This window comes from Rhodocyclaceae bacterium, from assembly GCA_020248265.1.
Classification (GTDB): domain Bacteria; phylum Pseudomonadota; class Gammaproteobacteria; order Burkholderiales; family CAIKXV01; genus CAIKXV01.
In genome coordinates, this window is record JADCHX010000021.1 from 62,962 (window position 1) to 78,755 (window position 15,794).

Genomic DNA, 15,794 nt, shown 5'->3' on the forward strand with positions numbered 1-15,794 from the left:
AGGCCACTCCCTACGCTACCCTTGCATTGAACGCCAGACTTCGCCGCTCACCGGTCCCGCGAAACGGCTCCGCGCCGTGCAACAGCCAGCCCGGGAAGATGTAGAGATCGCCAATCACGGGCTTGAAACTGATCAATGACCTCGCAAATCTCTGTTTGCCGCCAATCAGGAAATTGATGTATCCCGCCTGACGACCCGAGATATAGTTTCTGCGATCCTCATTCGATGGAATCGTCGGGACCTTCAGGTAGAGCACTCCGGACAAATCTCCGGAATGGAAATGCACCGGGCTGGGAGTCCCTGCGAACTGGCTGACGACCCAGAAGTTGTCCAGTTGGACCATCCCCGACGGTTCATGTTCGACACTCTCGACGTAAGCTCGAATCGCGCGAGTCACACAGCTTTGCAGAGAGTCCTCGCCACCCCACGAACAATCCGCTTCCGATAACTCGAACTCGGCGCCTTGCCCCGGTGTCGATACTGCGTCGGAAACCGAGTTGAGATGATCAACCAGCCCCGCAGATATCCGCGTCCGTCCGATCAGGGGGCCGAATGGCGACAAGAAGTCCATTCCCGGTGAGCCTTCAGAACTGAACGCCACCGCCTCCGAGGCTTCGTACTTTTTCAGTCGGCGAGTTTTCTCAACGATATCCATAGACATCCTTACTCGATCATCGTCTCCGCCATCTCCTGATGATGGCGCAACAGCACTGCCTCCAGCATTCCTTCTCGGCGAGGCTTCATGCAAGACGGCCGGTTCAGCGATCAGAGCATCAGCAATGCGCATTCGAGGATAGTCATAATTTCGACATCGAGTCACCGGCAAGATACCTCCCATGCTCGACCCTGAATGACGCGTAGCCCTCGGAACTCGATCGACGGCTCCGTGACGCCGTCCGGACTGTCATTCGCAATCTTCCCCGATCGCCGCGCGATTGACCGTTCGATGCAACGTCGCTAGCGTACCGGCTGGCTGTACGTTCTCTTGAAAAACCCTGCCCTGCAGAGGGAGACGCACGATGTACTTCATCACCAGCCGCATGCCGGTCGAGCGCGAGAAGGCGCAACGCGGCCCAGGCAAGCCCTACACCTTCGATCTGGAGGACAATGCGTCCGGCCAGGAGTTCTTCTGTTGCAGGAAGACCGAGAAGAATGCCCATGTCGAGCTGGGCGGCAATGCCTTGCTCTCTGCGCTGAAGAAAGAGCCCTACCGCCAGGTGTTGCTCTATCTGCACGGGTTCTCGAACCTGCCAGACGATGTCTTCGCGAACGCACAGGAGTTCCAGGACCTCTGCGACGCGAAGAAGAAGCGCGAGGTGCTGGTGTTGCCGGTGATCTGGCCGTGCGACAGCGACCTCGGCATCGTCAAGGACTACTGGGACGACCAGAAATCCGCCGACCTCAGCGCCTTCGCGCTCGCGCGGATGATGCAGCGATTCATGGACTGGCGGAACTCGCCCGAATCCAACCCGGACGACGACCCCTGCCTGAAGCGCATCAATGTGCTTGCCCATTCGATGGGCAACCGCGTGCTGCGCCAGACCATGGTGAACTGGCACAAGGACTACCAGCCGGCCGGCGTACCGCTGCTGTTCCGCAACACCTTCCTGGTCGCGGCCGACATCGTCAACGAGTCCCTGCACCGCGGCCATCCGGGCGAACTGCTGAGCCATGCCTCGCGCAACGTGGTGGTCTACTACGCGTCGGACGACCTCGCGCTGCGCGCGAGCAAGGTCTCGAACCTGAAGAACGCGGAGGCCTCGCGGCGTCTCGGCCACTCCGGACCCGAAGACATGGACCGAACGCCGAAGAACGTCTACGCGATCGACTGCGACGACGTGAACACCGACTACGATCCGCCCAAGGGCCATAGCTACTTCCGCGGCATCCCTGAGACGAAGAAGCCGGGCGTGGTCTTCGAGCACATTTTCCAGACGATCACCAGCGGCCGCGTCTTCCCCGACGACGAGACCCGCAAGTCCAGCGTGCTGCGGCTCGGCAAGCAGGCCAGGCGCTGAGGCCAGCCAGGGCTGCGCGCAGGCGCCCGACGTAGCCTTGTCATCGGCCTGTCACGGCCTTGCCTCGCGACGGCGCTACGGTGTGCTGCATGACTTGCTCTGGGAGCCCGCCGATGGACAGCACTCGCCGCCATATCCTCAATCTCTCGCGCCGCGGCCTGCTGCGCGGCTCCGTCGCCGCCGCCGCGCTGGCGGCGATCCAGCCCGCCATCGCTCCGCGTGTCTGGGCGCAGCCGGTTTTCGCGCGCTATCCGTTCAGCCTCGGCATCGCTTCGGGCGATCCTTTGCCCGACGGGGTGGTGATCTGGACCCGGCTCGCCCCCGAACCGCTGGCCGGTGGCGGCATGCCGCGGATGGCCGTCGAGGTGGGTTGGGAGGTGGCCGAAGATCCGGGCTTCGCCCGCATCGCGCAGCGCGGCACCGCTCTGGCCCGGCCCGAGCTCGGCCATTCCGTGCATGTCGAGGTCGGCGGCCTGCAGCCGGGCCGTCCGTATCACTACCGCTTCCGCGTGGGGAGGGAGGTCAGTCCGGTCGGCCGTACCCGCACCGCGCCCGCCCCCGATGCCGCCCTGGCCCGGCTGCGCTTCGTCAATGCCGGCTGCCAGCACTACGAGCACGGCTTCTTCACCGCGTGGCGCCACATCGCCGAGGAGTCCGATCTCGACTTCGTCTTCCACTACGGCGACTATATCTACGAGTACCGCGCGCGGGGTAATCAGCCCGGAGGCTCGCCAGCGGTGCGCCAGCACTTGGGCGAGGAGATCCATACCATCGATGAGTACCGCAACCGATACGCACTGTATCGGCTCGATCCCGATCTCGCTGCAGCGCATGCGGCGCATCCCTTCCTGGTCTCCTTCGACGACCATGAGGTGGACAACAACTGGGCTGGCGAGATCAGCGAGGAGGACGGCTCGGCGCGCTTCCCCGTCGCGGTGCCGCCGGAGGTCTTCGCGCTGCGCAAGCAGATCGCCTTCCAGGCCTGGTACGAGATGATGCCGCTGCGCCGCGCCCAGCTGCCGCGCGGGCCGCAGATCCTTGCGCATCGGCGCCTGCGCTACGGCAGGCTCGCCGACATCCATGTGCTCGACACGCGCGGCTACCGCACCGACCAGCCCTGCGGCGACGGCGTCAGATCGGCCTGCGCCGAGGTCAATCGCGCGGATGCGACCATGCTCGGTGCCGATCAGGAAGCCTGGCTGCTGCGCAACCTCGAGGGCCGGCATGCCACCTGGCAGGTGCTGGCGCAGCAGGTGATGGTCATGGAGCGGGACCTGGGCGACGATGTTCGCGGACGCTTGATCTCGATGGACAAGTGGGACGCGATGCCGGTGGCGCGCCAGCGCCTGCTGGACGGGGTGCGGCAGCGCAATGTCGGCAACCTCGTGGTGCTGACGGGCGATGTGCACAATGCCTGGGCCGGGGAGGTGCGCGCCAACGGCGGCCAGGGGCCAGCGCTGATGACCGAGTTCTGCGCGAGCTCCATCAGCTCCAACGGCGATGGCAGCGAGGCCCTGGCGGCGACGCCGACCGTGCTGCGGCGCAACCCGCACATCTCTTTCTTCAACAACCGCCGCGGCTATTGCCTGCATGAGGCGGGGCCGAAGCAGATGGCAGTGAGCTTTCGCGCGGTGGACTACGTGACCCGCCCCGGCGCGCCGTTGGTGGACAAGGCCCGCTTCGTGGTGGAGGCCGGCCGCGCCACGATCGCCAGCGCCTGACGCAGGTCGCATCCTTCCCCTTGCCTTGATCGGCAAGAGGGAAGGATGCGATGGCGCGGATCGCTATCGTCAGTCAGGCTCTGCATCTGACTGAAGCTCCTGCCGATCGGCACGGGCAGGGGATCGTGCGTAAAGGGCCAGTACCTCATCGCGAGCGTCTCGCCCCAGGGGTCCAACTTACCCTCGCGCGTCAACGCCTGGAACTCGCCCCACGGTCCGATCAGGACTTCCAGCGCCTGCTCCCCGGAATCGGCAGCGAAGGCCAAGCGGGTGCGGGCTACCCATTCGCGCTGCATCGCAGGCTGCGCGGCAACCTCTGTCAGCCCCCGGCAGTGCCTGACCAGATGCAGTTGGTAACGCTCGGTGAGCACGAAGTCCAGCAGCGACGGATCCAGGTCGGCGCAGATCGTACGCTCCAATGCAGCAGCAGCCTTCGCGCAGTTGACGGAAGGCAAAGGTACCGAGCGCAAGCTGAAGCAGTGGATCGGATCTTCGCGGACGAGTCCTGGGATGACTACCTCTTCCGGCAGAAGCAGTTTCGCCTGCAAGGCTCGCTCCTCGACCGCGCAATCGGGCTGGCGTACGATCATCATTCATCACGCGGAGCACACAGATGGGCGCTGAAGGCGAGGTCGAACGCATCAAGTGGACCGTGGCCGACTACCACCGGATGGCCGAAGTCGGCCTGCTCGCACCCGATGCGCGGGTCGAACTGATCGACGGAGAGATCGTCCAGGTGGCACCCATCGGCTTGCGGCACGCAGATTGCTTGAATCGCCTGGCAACCAGACTGACCCGTGCTGTTGGTGATCGCGCATATATGTCGTACGGTAACCCGATAAGGCTTTCGAACCACAGCGAACCGCAGCCCGACATCACGCTGCTCGCGCCTCGCATAGACGGTTACGGAACCCGGGCACCTGTCCCCGAGGACGTTCTGCTTGCGATAGAGGTCGCCCAGTCATCGCTGCGCTTCGACCTGCGGGTGAAGGCGCCGCTGTACGCGTGCGCGAAGCTGCACGAGGTGTGGATCATCGACGTCGAGGCCGAACGGCTTCATGCGTTCGATCAGCCGATCGACGGCGCCTACGCCCACTCGCGCGAACTCGCCGCGGGCGACCGGATATCGATCATCGCGCTGCCGACGATCGGCATCGATGTCGCCGAGCTCTTCAACTGGTCGGGACGCTGAGCGAGCCAGCAGGGCCCAGCGGCATCGAGACACCATGCACGAGAACACCTTCGACTACATCATCATCGGCGGCGGCACCGCCGGCTGCCTGCTGGCCAATCGCCTGAGTGCCGATCCCGGCAAGCGCGTGCTGATGATCGAGGCTGGCAGGCAGGACGACTACCACTGGATCCACATCCCGGTCGGCTACCTTTACTGCATCGGCAATCCGCGCACCGACTGGCTGTTCCAGACCGAAGCCGAGCCGGGCCTCAACGGGCGCTCGCTGCGCTACCCGCGCGGCAAGACGCTGGGCGGCTCGTCGAGCATCAACGGCATGATCTACATGCGCGGCCAGGCCCGCGACTACGAGCGCTGGGCCGAGCTCACCGGCGACGAGGCCTGGCGTTGGGACGGCGTTCTGGACGCCTTCAGGATGCATGAAGACCATTACAAGCTCGACCCGGCTCATGGCCCGGTGGACGAGAACTTCAGGCGCCTGCACGGCCACAGGAGCCAGCACTCGGGCAGCCAGGGGCTGGCCAGGAAGATGGGTGGCGAATGGCGCGTGGAAAAACAGCGCCTGCGCTGGGACATCCTCGACGCCTTTTCCCAGGCTGCGCAACAAGCCGGCATTCCGGCTACCGATGACTTCAACGGCGGCAACAACGAGGGCGTCGCCTATTTCGAAGTCAACCAGAAAAGCGGCTGGCGCTGGAATACGGCCAGGGCTTTCCTGCGGCCAACCTGCTATGGCCGCCCCAATTTCGAGATGTGGACCAGCGCGCAGGTCTGTCAGCTCCTGCTTGAACGGCAGGCCGACGGCAGCCAGCGATGCACTGGCGTCGAGGTCTGGACAGGCGCTGAGAAAGTACAGGCCCATGCCGCGCGCGATTCACAGCGCGACCCGGGCGGCCTGCAGGGCGAGGTGATCCTGTGCGCGGGCAGCGTCGGCTCGCCGCACATCCTGCAGCTCTCGGGCCTGGGCCCGGCAGCGCTGTTGCAGCAGCACGGCATTGAAGTCAGGCAGGACCTGCCCGGCGTGGGCGCCAACCTGCAGGACCACTTGCAGATTCGCTCGGTCTACAAGATCCAGACCGACGGCCGGCGCAACGTCACGCTCAACACCATGGCCAACTCGCTCTGGGGCAAGGCCCGCATGGGCCTGGAATACGCCCTGCGCCGCACCGGCCCGATGAGCATGGCGCCTTCACAGCTGGGCGCCTTCACGCGCTCCGACGCCAACCAGCCCTACCCGAACCTTCAATACCACGTGCAGCCCCTCTCGCTCGACGCCTTTGGCGAGCCGCTGCACGACTTCAACGCCTTCACCGCCAGCGTCTGCAACCTGAACCCGAGCAGCCGCGGCACGGTCCATCTCAAGAGCAGCCGCTTCGACGAGGCGCCGGCGATCGCGCCCAATTACCTCAGCACGAGCGAAGACCGCCAGGTCGCGGCGGACTCCCTGCGCCTGACGCGCCAAATCGTGGGCCAGCGCGCGCTGGCGCCGTTCAGGCCCGAAGAGTTCAGGCCCGGGCCGCAATACCAGAGCGACGAAGAACTTGCTCGACTGGCGGGCGATATCGCCACCACCATCTTCCACCCGGTGGGCACCACCCGGATGGGCCGGGCAGACGACCCGATGGCGGTAGTCGATTCGCACCTTCGGGTGCGCGGCGTGCGCGGACTGCGGGTGGTCGATGCCGGCGTGATGCCGATGATCACCAGCGGCAACACCAACGCGCCGACCTTGATGATCGCGGAGAAGGCTGCTGCCTGGATCGCGCGCGGAGAGTAGACCCGGATCGTCCCACCGTGCCGACTGGCACCGACTGTACGGATGCGGGAATGTTTAGCAGGAAGGTACGATCCCGCACTGCCGCTGCGGAGTGCACCACCGCATGCTCCGCCCGGGCTGCACGGGTACTTCGACCCGGGAGTGGCTGCAGGTTCCTGCCTGCTACCGGGTTATACGCGATGTACGCCGCCGCCCGCGCACCCCTGCTTTCGTGGACTCACCCGGCTATGCGCGCCATCGCCCGGAAAACACATGGCTGTATCAACTGGTCGAGCGCTAATGGCCCGAGTTCCGACGATCGCGTGCGCAGGCCGACGGTGTTCTCGCTGCACGCGGGCGTGTCAATCAAGCCCGGGCAGCGCGCGAAGCGAGTACCCCGGGGTGATTGCGCGCATCCTGTCGCATCGGCATCGGGCATCGGGGCCGAGTCGACCGCCTGATCCGGTGGCCATAGCTGCTCGTGCAGCGACGCGGAGCAGGTCGATCGACTCCGTCGGGCCTGTGCGGTGGGGACGCGGCGAACAGAGACCACCCGCACTCTACCGAGTCGCGCTGCGCCGGAGCCCCTCCCGCACCCCGGTTACGCCGCGTAACACCCGTTACAAACCCGAAGCCGTTGTATCGGCCCCGGTCGGTAGACTGGCCGCATCGCCGTCGTCCATCTGGAGGGGGAGGTCTACATGTTCGCTGCGTTTCGCCGAATCACCTTGCTTGCCGTGGCGCTGCCTGCCGCGGCGTTACTGGTCGCCAGCGGCGGGGTCGGGGCGCAACCTGTCTCCGCCTCGGCGCCTTATCCCGCCGGGCTGACCGACCACGCGATCATGGTAAACGGCGTGATGCGTCAGTACCGTGTGCATGTGCCCGCGACGCTCACTGGCCCACCGCGAGCGGTGCTGCTGGCGCTGCATGGCGGCGGCGGCAAGGGGCTGGACGGCGCGAGCTCGGGCACGCATCCGCTGTCGGCGTTCCGGACGGTCGCCGACCGCGAGGGTCTGGTGGTGGTCTTCCCCGCAGGGCTGCCCGCCCGGGATCGCCAGGGCAGCACCGGCTGGGTGGATTGCCGCGCCGACAACACCGTGGCGAGCGGCGCGGACGACATCGGCTTTCTGGCGGCGCTCACCGAGCGCGTGCGCCAGCAGTACGGACTGACCTCGTCGCGCATGTTCATGGCCGGCGGGTCGAACGGGGCGCAGATGGCCCAGGCGTTTGCCTTCCATCGCCCCGAGCTGGTGGGCGCGGTGGCCTCCAGCGCAGGCAGTCTGCCAGCATCGCCGCTGCCCGGCCGCTGCACTACCGGGCCGGGCCGGCCGCTGCCGATCCTGATTCTGCACGGAACCGCGGACACGGCAATGCCGTGGAGCGGGGGTTGCGTGGCGAATCTGGGGGGAGCCTGCGCGCGCGGGCGGGTGATCCCGGCCGAGGCTACCCGCGACCGCTGGCTGCAGATAAACGGCCTCGCCAGCGTGACGCCCACCCACACCGTGATCGACTCCGTGCCGTCCGACGGTGGCCCGGCCAATCGGTTCGACTACGCGGGTGCCGCACCGGTGCAGTGGTGGCGGCTCGACGGGGCGGGTCATGCGGTCGCCAGTCAGACCGTGCTGCTGCCGCCCAGCCGCGCGGCCGGCATCCAGAACCGCGACATAGAATTCGCCGAAGTGGCGTGGGCGTTCTTCAGCAGTCGGCTGCCCTGACCGATCGGCTGAGGGGCGAGCGCCGAGCGCGTCATCCCGCCACACGGATCCCGCCTCGGGCTCAGGCGAACCCATACAGGCGCTGCGGGTTATCGACCAGCAGCCGCGGGCGTTCGGTCTCGGATGGGGCTATCTGCGCGAGCGCGTCGACCAGGGCCGCGGCGTCGGGGATATGGGTGTGGCTGTGATGGGGCCAGTCGCTGCCCCAGACGCAGCGATCGCCATGAGCGCGCCAGAGCGCGTGGGCCACCGTCACCCCGTGGTGGTAACGCTGCGCGGGCTCGGCATCGGCGTCGATGCGGTCGATGCCGCTCAGCTTGACCCAGAACCCCGGGGTATCCAGCAGGTCTCGACCTACGATGCGCGGTTTGTCGCTTGCGCGCGCCGACTCCCGGTGCCGCTGGTGACTGAAGACTCCCGCCTGCGCGCGGCTACGCCGGTATCGTCGATGTCGATTGCCGAGGCAGTCTCCCGGTCGGCTGGATAGCGGCGGGGCACAGCCAGAGCGGGCGCTGCATGCGACGCGCTCGCCATCGGGTAAATGAGCGATGTGACTCAACGGTGTGACGCTGCCGGGAGGCTATCGCTCGGAGCAGCGAACACAAGGAAGGCACGATTTTCGTCGATAGCCTCCTCGTTGTACGCTCTTCAGATCGATACTCCGAGCGTCATACCCCGATGGATTCCGTCACCGTGTCTCCCAGGTTCCAGGTCGTGATTCCGCGGCGGGTGCGTGAGCGAATGGCGGTCAAGGCCGGCGACCGGATGCAGGTCGTGCAGTACGGCGACCGGATCGAACTGATCCCGGAACGCCCGGCGCGCGAGCTCCGGGGCTTCCTCGCCGGGATCGACACCTCGGTCCCGAGGGAGGAGGGCCGGGCGTGAATGTCGTCGACTCCTCGGCATGGCTTGAATACTTCACCGACGGGCCTGGCGCCGCTGCGTTCGCCGCTGCGATCGAGGACACCTGATCGCTGCTGGTGCCGTCGATCACGGTGCTCGAGGTGTTCAAGCGCGTGCTGCAGCAGCGCGACGAGGGCGCTGCGCTGCGTTGCGTCGGGGTGATGCAGCAGGGACGGGTGGTCGACCTGGATGCATCGTTGGCGCTGGAGGCGGCCGTGGCCGGTGCGAGGCACCGCCTGCCGCTGGCCGACAGCGTCGTCTTCGCCACTGCACAGCGTGCGAATGCAGAGCTGTGGACGCAGGACGCGGACTTCGAAGGACTTCCCGGCGTGCGCGACTTCCCGAAACGGTGACCGGCAGGCCACCCCCGGCAATGGCGCCGGATTTCCGGGCGCGAGCCGACTCCCCCGGCGGAGCGCGGCCACATCGACGAGGGGTCGAGGCTGCGAAGGCCGCTTGCAGGGCGGATCGAATGGTTCCATAATGCCTCCAATGCCTCCACTTCGGGGGCAATCCCGGGGGGGCCGCCATGCCCGTGAACCTGTCCGTAAAGAACGTACCGGACGCACTCGCCCAACGGCTGCGCGAGCGCGCGCACCGTAACCGGCGGTCGTTGCAGCGCGAGCTGCTGACGATCCTCGAAGGGGTGGCCAGCGAGCGCGGCGCGGCGCCGAGCGGCGACGGACCGGCGGCAGGCGCCTTGACGGTGACGCAAGTCAGTGAACGGGCCGCCGCGCTGTTTCCCGGAGGAACCCGCAGTTCCATGGGCTACATCCGCGAACTGCGCGACGGACGTTGAACGTGGCGCTCCCGCGCGCTTCGACGGCGTCGTTGCATGTCGCGGAACCCCACGCGTTCTACTCGAGCCGCCCGCGACTGGTGGTGGACGCCACCGTGGTCGCAGCCCACCTGTTTGCAGAACCCGAGGCACCGCTCGCGGCCGCCGCGCTTCAGGCGCGCGCCCTGCATGCGCCTGACCTGATCGACTACGAGCTGATCAGTGTCGCCCTGAAGAAGATTCGCCGCGAACGGCTTCCGCACGCGGCCGTCACGTCCGCACTCGCCCTGATCGACGGGATGGCGGTCGAACGCCATCGGCTCGACATGTCCAGCGTCCTGCGGCTGGCGGATCGCTACGCGCTCACTGCATACGACGCGGCCTATCTCAGTCTGGCTGAACTGCTGGGCGCACCGCTGGCCACGTTCGACGAGCAGCTCGCGGCGGCTGCGCGCGAACATCTGGCGCAGCCGCCGCTCCATGGGGAAGGCGACGCCGCGTGAAATCGTCGATGCCGCAAGGTGCTCAGGCATCTGGCAGGTGACGGGAGGTGCTCGGTGCAGTAACGGTCGAGAGCGAAGATCCAGGAGGGAAACAGAGCCCGACCGGTTGCACCCGGGCGGCCACCGGCAGGAAGATCATCCCGCCGTTGCCGATCGGCACCGACTGCACCGATGCCGGAATGTGCAGCAGGAAGGTGCGATCCCGCAGCGTCGCCGCGGAGTTAACGACCGTATGCCGTGCGCCCCCCGGTGGCCACTGCAAATTCCCCCATCTGTGGCCGGGTCAAATTCCCCCACCCCGGAGACGGGACAGGTGGACATTAGTTGTCGGCTGAAGCCTTTGCAACGCGGGCGGCGGCCTCCTTCAGGCGCCAGCTCTTGCCGGCGAACTTGAGCAGGTGTCCGTGATGCATGAGGCGGTCGATGAGCGGAGCCACGATCACCACGTCACCGAGGAGTTTCGGCCAGTCGTCGAGCCCGCGATTGGAGGTGATGAGGGTCGAGGCCTTCTCGTGCCGGCTCATGAGCACGTCGGCCAACTCGTCGAGTTCCCTGAAGCCGTTCCGCTGAATTTGGCAACACCTGCTACTCGGGCTTGATCCCCGCCTGCCGGATCACCGGCGCCCAGCGGGCGATCTCGGCACGGATGAAGGCGGCGAACGCTTCAGGCGTGGTCGGGGCGGGTGTGGCGCCCTGCGCAGTCACCCGTTCGATAAGTTCGGGCTCGCGCAGCGCGCGCACGATCTCCTGGTTCAGCCGCAGCACGGCTGGCGCCGGTGTGCCAGCGGGTACCAGCACACCGAACCATGCAACAGCATCGAACCCCTTCAGTCCCAGTTCATCGAGCGTGGGCAACTGCGGCAGCAGTGGCGAGCGCTGCGCACTGGTCACCGCCAGGGCACGCAACCTGCCGGCCTTCACCAGAGGGCCCACCGGCGCGATGTTGCCGAACATCAGCGCGACATGTCCGCCAACGACATCGGCCAGCGCCGGGACGCCCCCCTTGTAGGGCACATGTACGAGATCGACGTCCGAAGCCTGCGCGAACAACACAGCGGCCAGATGCGTGCCGCTGCCCGAGCCTGCAGTGCCGTACTGCAATTGCCCGGGACGCGCCTTCGCCAGTGCGATCAGTTCCTTGATCGATCGCACCGGCACGGACGGGTTGACCACCAGCACGCTGGGCGCCGTGGCCACCAGCGACACCGGTGCGAAGTCCTTCAGCGTGTCGTACGGCAGCTTGCTGAAAATACTCGGATTGGTGCCGTGCGTCGTGAACGCCATCAGCAGCGTATGCCCGTCGGGCTGGGCGCGCGCGACGATCTCGCTGCCGACAATGCCCCCCGCGCCACCACGATTGTCGATGGTCACCGGCTGGGCCAGCGTCAGCGCCAGCCGCGCGCCCAGCGCGCGCGCGAGGATATCGGTGCCACCGCCCGGCGTCGCCGGCACCACCATGCGCAGTGGCTTGCCCGGAAACGCCACGATCGACTGCGCCGCGAGGGTACTCGCGTTCGTTGCCAGCGCGAGCGTGGCGAGCGCGCGGATCGCCTGCAACTGCAGCGCAACCGCGCCCGACCTGCGCCAGCCGCCGTGGCTCATGCCTTTGTTGCCAGAACGCTGCCCGGCGCAGCCGCCTGCACGTCCTCGCTCTCGTCCTGCCACGCCGCGCGCCGCGGAAACTGCAACACCAGCACCTCGGCGCCCGCATCGCCGGCACGCAGCGCAAACGCGCCTTCATCGGCGGCAACAGCGATGCAGGAATGCACGCCCAGTGCCTCGCCCGCGCTCTGCAGCGACCCGCCGACCACCACCAGAAACTGCCCTCCGCTGCCCTCTGGAGCCGGCGCCAGCGCCTGTTGCCGCGCCGGAACGCGCAGCAGCACGCTGGCGAGCCCGTCGGCCTCCCGGGCGAGCACGGGAACAGTCTGCACCGCGTCCAGCGTGGCGAGCTGCGATGGGTCGACAGGCACGGGTTCGCTCAGCCGGAACGTCTTGGGTACACGGCGCATCCGGGGCATCGACTCGGGCAGGTAGAACGCGGCCGAATCATGCCGATCACGCAGCGTGAAATAGGCGAGTCCCTGCTCGCCGGGAACGATCGGGCCATAGCCGGTATAGGCACCGGAGTAATGCACGGCGTACGCGCGCACGGCGTGGCGTCCGAACAGCCCCGCTCCGCGCACGAAGACCTGGAACTCGTTCTCGCGATGAAAATGTGGCCGGCTCACGTCACCGGGCGACTTCTCGACAATGAAAGCCTGCGGTGCCTCGCCCGCAGTATTGAAGTAGTCGGTGCGCCAGTAGGTCACCCCATCGAGCGTGTGCTGACGGCGGCTGTCCGCCGCTGCCGCCGCTGAAACGATGCGTGCCATCGCTGCCCGCCTGCAGGGACCGCCGGTGCTCAAGCCACCGCGCGCGTTTTCACCGCACCGCCGAACTTGCGCTTGATCTCCGCCTCCAGCGCCAGGCCGCGCCGTGCGCACATCGAGTACTGCGGATCGACGAGTATTTGCGTGGTGTCGATGTTCAGCAGCGCGACATGCTCGCCCAGGCCGATGCGGTCGCCGAATGCGCCCTTGGGATAGGCCTCGAGTTCCTCGTCCGGCACGTAGCCGCGCCGCTTCTCCAGCTTGTCTGCCATGGTGTCCCCCGGAGTGTGGCCGTTCAGGCTCAGCCTGACCGGCGTTGGATCAATGCTTCGAGCTTCACCGCGTCGGCGGCAAACAGACGCATACCGTCGGCGAGCTTGTCGCTCGCCATCGCGTCTTCATCAGGCGCCTAGCGAACCCCATTCGCATCATAGTGCACTTCGGTCAAGGTCATGGCGCGCGCTGCGCCCGGATCCATTGCCGGGTCCAGCGCGGCGATCTGACCGATGTTACGAAAGCGGGCACCCATCAATTTGGTGCGAACCCCTTAGCGCTTGTAGTGATTGAAGATCGCGGTCACCGACTTCACGCCGGGATCGTTGCGCCCGGCCATTGCAACCTCGTCCCAGTCGACGTCGGTGGTCTTTTCAGCCCGCCGCTCTAGTATCAGTCGTAGATGAGCCCGACGAACAGCGAGATCAGCGTCACGCGGGCATCGGAGCAGCCGGGCCTGCCCCGCCATGTGGCGCTGCGCTGGGCGCAGCGTCTGAAGCGGGTGTTCGGCATCGAGATCGAAAGCTGTGGGCGTTGCGGGGCGGGGCTGAAGATCGTGGCGAGCATCGAGGACCCCGCGGTGATCGCGCGCATCCTTGCGCATCGGTATTACACATCGGACAGGCCGCAAGAGCAGCGTGTGCTGCACGCGGCGCGCGCACCGCCGGGCGGGTATCGGCAGGACGAGCGCACACCGTGCACTGGCGCTACAGGTGCAGGGCGGCGTGTTGCGCTCGACGATCGGGGCACGGGTGATGACGGGCGACGCAGGCGTCATCGCGCGCTGTCGGGCCGGGGTGGCCAGCCGATCCAGGGCCGATGGAGGCCTTCGGCGCATCGGCGCGAGGCTGGCCGGCCGCAGGCAGCAGCGCGTTGGGGCTGGCAGGGGCGTTTGAAAGTACTATCCGCTCCGCGCACGTGGCGATCGAGGTCGGTGAGCGCGAGCCGGCAGCCCTCTCCCTACAGCGCGCTGCCGATCCGCGCCAGCGCCATCAGCGAATCCCACGACCGCTGGCCGTCGATGGTCAGCGGTCGTGTCCGGGGCAGAGCGATTCATCGCGGGGAATATGTCGACCGCGTGGTGGCGCGACTCGGCCTCAGTTCGCGGCCAGCACCGACTCCAGCCATGCGCAGGTGGCGAAGAGTTCGGCATCACGGTGCGGCGCGGCGATCACCTGCAGGCCCAGCGGCAGGCCCTGCACGCTGAACACCGGCAGGCTCACCGCCGGCGCGCCCAGGTAGGAGGCCGGTATGTTGAATACCGTGTCGCCGGTCGCCTCGATGCCCAGCGGGGCTGCACCTGTGGCGCTCAGCGTGATCAGCGCGTCGCAGTCACCCGCGACCATCACGTGCGTCGCCCGGGCGGCCTCGCGCTCGGAGAGCAGTGCGCGATAGTCGGCGGGCGTGAGCTTTTCTGCCTCGGCCAGGCGTCGGCTCAGGAAATCGCTGAGCAGGCGTGGATCGCGCGCGCGGTAGGCGCTCAGCGGCCATACCGATTCGTAGGCGACGATCTGCTGGGATACCGGGGCGGCCCGATCCATGAGGGTCTCGAGCCGCGCAAGGCCGGCGTGCTGCGTCCGGCGGACCACCTGCACGCCGGCGCTCTCGATGCGCGCGATAGCCGCGTCGAACGCCGCCTTCGCATCCGCTTCCGCGACTTTCCAGCCCGCAGTCTCGAGCACGCCGATCCGCGCGGGGGGGCGCGATGCTGGCATGTCGCGCGGGCCGAACAGCCCGGGATGCCCGGGATCGCCACCGGCGCGATCCGCGATCTCCCGGGCCACGATCCACGCATCGGCCAGGGTGGCAGCGATCGGACCATGCGCCGACTGGCTCAGTCCGTCATGCGAGCCGCCCCGGTTGATCGCGCCGAACGTCGGCTTGAAGCCCACCGCACCACAGTAGCTCGCGGGCCGCAGCAGCGACCCGATGACCTGGGTGCCGATCGCAACCGGGAGCATGCCGCAGCCCACCGCAGCGGCCGATCCGCTGCTCGATCCGCCCGGCGTGCGACGGGGATCCCAGGGATTGCGCGTGCCGCGTGGCACCATGGCGGCGAACTCGGTGGTCACCGTCTTGCCGAGGATGATCGCGCCGGCCTGCCGCAGCGCCAGCGTGCTGGCGGCATCGCGCCCGGAGCGATAGCCCTCGAACACCGGCGAGCCGCACTGGGTCGGCATGTCTGCTGTCTCGATCAGGTCCTTGAGTCCGACCGGCATGCCGTCGATCCGCGACAGCGGGGCCCCAGCCTTCCAGCGTTGCGTCGATGCGCGGGCGCTGTCGCGCGCCGCCTCGATCTCCACATGAACGAAAGCCCCCACTTCGGGTTCGAAGGTCGCCATGTCGGCGAGGCAGCGCTCAAGAAAGGCTTCGGGCGTGTCGCGTGCGGCGGAGAAGTCGGCGACCGCGGCGACGAACGAGCGGCGCCGGGGGGAGGGCAGGGGCATGTCGAGGGGATCCGTGCGGAAGTTCGCCTGAGCGGAATGCCCAAGGGAAACCAAGTATAGCGTTCACGCCCGCGCTGCGCAGCAGCCCTTTAGGCGCGGCTGCGTGCGGCGAGTAC

At 67.3% G+C, this 15,794-nt stretch carries 17 protein-coding genes and 1 pseudogene; 9 read left to right on the top strand and 9 right to left on the bottom strand.

Translation table 11 applies throughout. The features are described 5' to 3' along the window. Positions 1-10: 10 nt before the first annotated feature. Positions 11-655, bottom strand: a complete 645-nt coding sequence (locus tag ING98_17230) for a hypothetical protein (GenBank protein ID MCA3103614.1) — start codon at positions 653-655, stop codon at positions 11-13. 364 nt (positions 656-1,019) lie between these two features. Here ING98_17230 and ING98_17235 point away from each other — a divergent pair, with 364 nt between their 5' ends. Together ING98_17235 and ING98_17240 are read left to right on the top strand one after the other, a co-directional pair. Next, on the top strand, positions 1,020-2,018 hold the full coding sequence (locus ING98_17235; GenBank protein ID MCA3103615.1) for an alpha/beta hydrolase: 999 nt from the start codon (positions 1,020-1,022) through the stop codon (positions 2,016-2,018). Between the two features lie 113 nt (positions 2,019-2,131). Beyond that, positions 2,132-3,739 (top strand): alkaline phosphatase D family protein, encoded by a 1,608-nt coding sequence (locus tag ING98_17240; protein MCA3103616.1) that lies wholly within the window; start codon positions 2,132-2,134, stop codon positions 3,737-3,739. On the opposite strand, the gene ING98_17245 is transcribed toward ING98_17240, so the two are convergent. Beyond that, positions 3,655-4,329 (bottom strand): hypothetical protein, encoded by a 675-nt coding sequence (locus ING98_17245; GenBank protein ID MCA3103617.1) that lies wholly within the window; start codon positions 4,327-4,329, stop codon positions 3,655-3,657. The genes ING98_17240 and ING98_17245 overlap by 85 nt on opposite strands. Positions 4,330-4,409: 80 nt before the next feature. Between ING98_17245 and ING98_17250 the strand changes: the two genes are divergently transcribed. From ING98_17250 to ING98_17260, 3 genes are all read left to right on the top strand, one after another. Continuing rightward, positions 4,410-4,931: a Uma2 family endonuclease gene (locus ING98_17250; protein ID MCA3103618.1), complete on the top strand. Its 522-nt coding sequence runs from the start codon at positions 4,410-4,412 to the stop codon at positions 4,929-4,931. 34 nt (positions 4,932-4,965) lie between these two features. After that, positions 4,966-6,708, top strand: a complete 1,743-nt coding sequence (locus ING98_17255) for a GMC family oxidoreductase N-terminal domain-containing protein (GenBank protein MCA3103619.1) — start codon at positions 4,966-4,968, stop codon at positions 6,706-6,708. 680 nt (positions 6,709-7,388) lie between these two features. Further along, positions 7,389-8,402, top strand: a complete 1,014-nt coding sequence (locus ING98_17260; GenBank protein MCA3103620.1) for a hypothetical protein — start codon at positions 7,389-7,391, stop codon at positions 8,400-8,402. 61 nt (positions 8,403-8,463) lie between these two features. On the opposite strand, the gene ING98_17265 is transcribed toward ING98_17260, so the two are convergent. Then, the gene (locus ING98_17265) at positions 8,464-8,961 is read right to left on the bottom strand and encodes an amidohydrolase family protein (protein ID MCA3103621.1); all 498 of its coding nucleotides are present in this window, start codon (positions 8,959-8,961) and stop codon (positions 8,464-8,466) included. A gap of 119 nt (positions 8,962-9,080) precedes the next feature. Between ING98_17265 and ING98_17270 the strand changes: the two genes are divergently transcribed. From ING98_17270 to ING98_17285, 4 genes and pseudogenes are all read left to right on the top strand, one after another. Next, positions 9,081-9,287, top strand: a complete 207-nt coding sequence (locus tag ING98_17270) for an AbrB/MazE/SpoVT family DNA-binding domain-containing protein (protein MCA3103622.1) — start codon at positions 9,081-9,083, stop codon at positions 9,285-9,287. Further along, positions 9,284-9,658, top strand: a pseudogene (locus tag ING98_17275) (type II toxin-antitoxin system VapC family toxin). Before ING98_17270 ends, ING98_17275 begins: the two are co-directional and overlap by 4 nt. A gap of 176 nt (positions 9,659-9,834) precedes the next feature. Continuing rightward, positions 9,835-10,104 (top strand): hypothetical protein, encoded by a 270-nt coding sequence (locus tag ING98_17280; protein MCA3103623.1) that lies wholly within the window; start codon positions 9,835-9,837, stop codon positions 10,102-10,104. Beyond that, complete coding sequence (locus ING98_17285; GenBank protein MCA3103624.1) at positions 10,101-10,586, top strand: type II toxin-antitoxin system VapC family toxin; 486 nt, start codon at positions 10,101-10,103, stop codon at positions 10,584-10,586. Before ING98_17280 ends, ING98_17285 begins: the two co-directional genes overlap by 4 nt. Before the next feature lie 320 nt (positions 10,587-10,906). On the opposite strand, the gene ING98_17290 is transcribed toward ING98_17285, so the two are convergent. The 6 genes from ING98_17290 to ING98_17315 all read right to left on the bottom strand — a co-directional run bounded on the left by ING98_17290 (position 10,907) and on the right by ING98_17315 (position 15,678). Beyond that, on the bottom strand, positions 10,907-11,125 hold the full coding sequence (locus ING98_17290; protein ID MCA3103625.1) for an ATP-binding protein: 219 nt from the start codon (positions 11,123-11,125) through the stop codon (positions 10,907-10,909). A 46-nt stretch (positions 11,126-11,171) separates the two neighbouring features. Next, on the bottom strand, positions 11,172-12,188 hold the full coding sequence (locus ING98_17295; GenBank protein MCA3103626.1) for a tripartite tricarboxylate transporter substrate binding protein: 1,017 nt from the start codon (positions 12,186-12,188) through the stop codon (positions 11,172-11,174). After that, positions 12,185-12,961 (bottom strand): hypothetical protein, encoded by a 777-nt coding sequence (locus ING98_17300; GenBank protein ID MCA3103627.1) that lies wholly within the window; start codon positions 12,959-12,961, stop codon positions 12,185-12,187. The genes ING98_17295 and ING98_17300 overlap by 4 nt, the downstream gene beginning before the upstream one ends. A 29-nt stretch (positions 12,962-12,990) precedes the next feature. Further along, the gene (locus ING98_17305; protein ID MCA3103628.1) at positions 12,991-13,230 is read right to left on the bottom strand and encodes a hypothetical protein; all 240 of its coding nucleotides are present in this window, start codon (positions 13,228-13,230) and stop codon (positions 12,991-12,993) included. A gap of 394 nt (positions 13,231-13,624) precedes the next feature. Then, positions 13,625-13,825 carry a hypothetical protein gene (locus tag ING98_17310; GenBank protein ID MCA3103629.1) on the bottom strand — a complete coding sequence of 67 codons (201 nt, stop codon included), beginning with the start codon at positions 13,823-13,825 and terminating at the stop codon, positions 13,625-13,627. A 503-nt stretch (positions 13,826-14,328) separates the two neighbouring features. Then, entirely contained in the window at positions 14,329-15,678 is a 1,350-nt protein-coding gene (locus tag ING98_17315) for an amidase (GenBank protein MCA3103630.1), read from the bottom strand. Between the last annotated feature and the right edge of the window lie 116 nt (positions 15,679-15,794).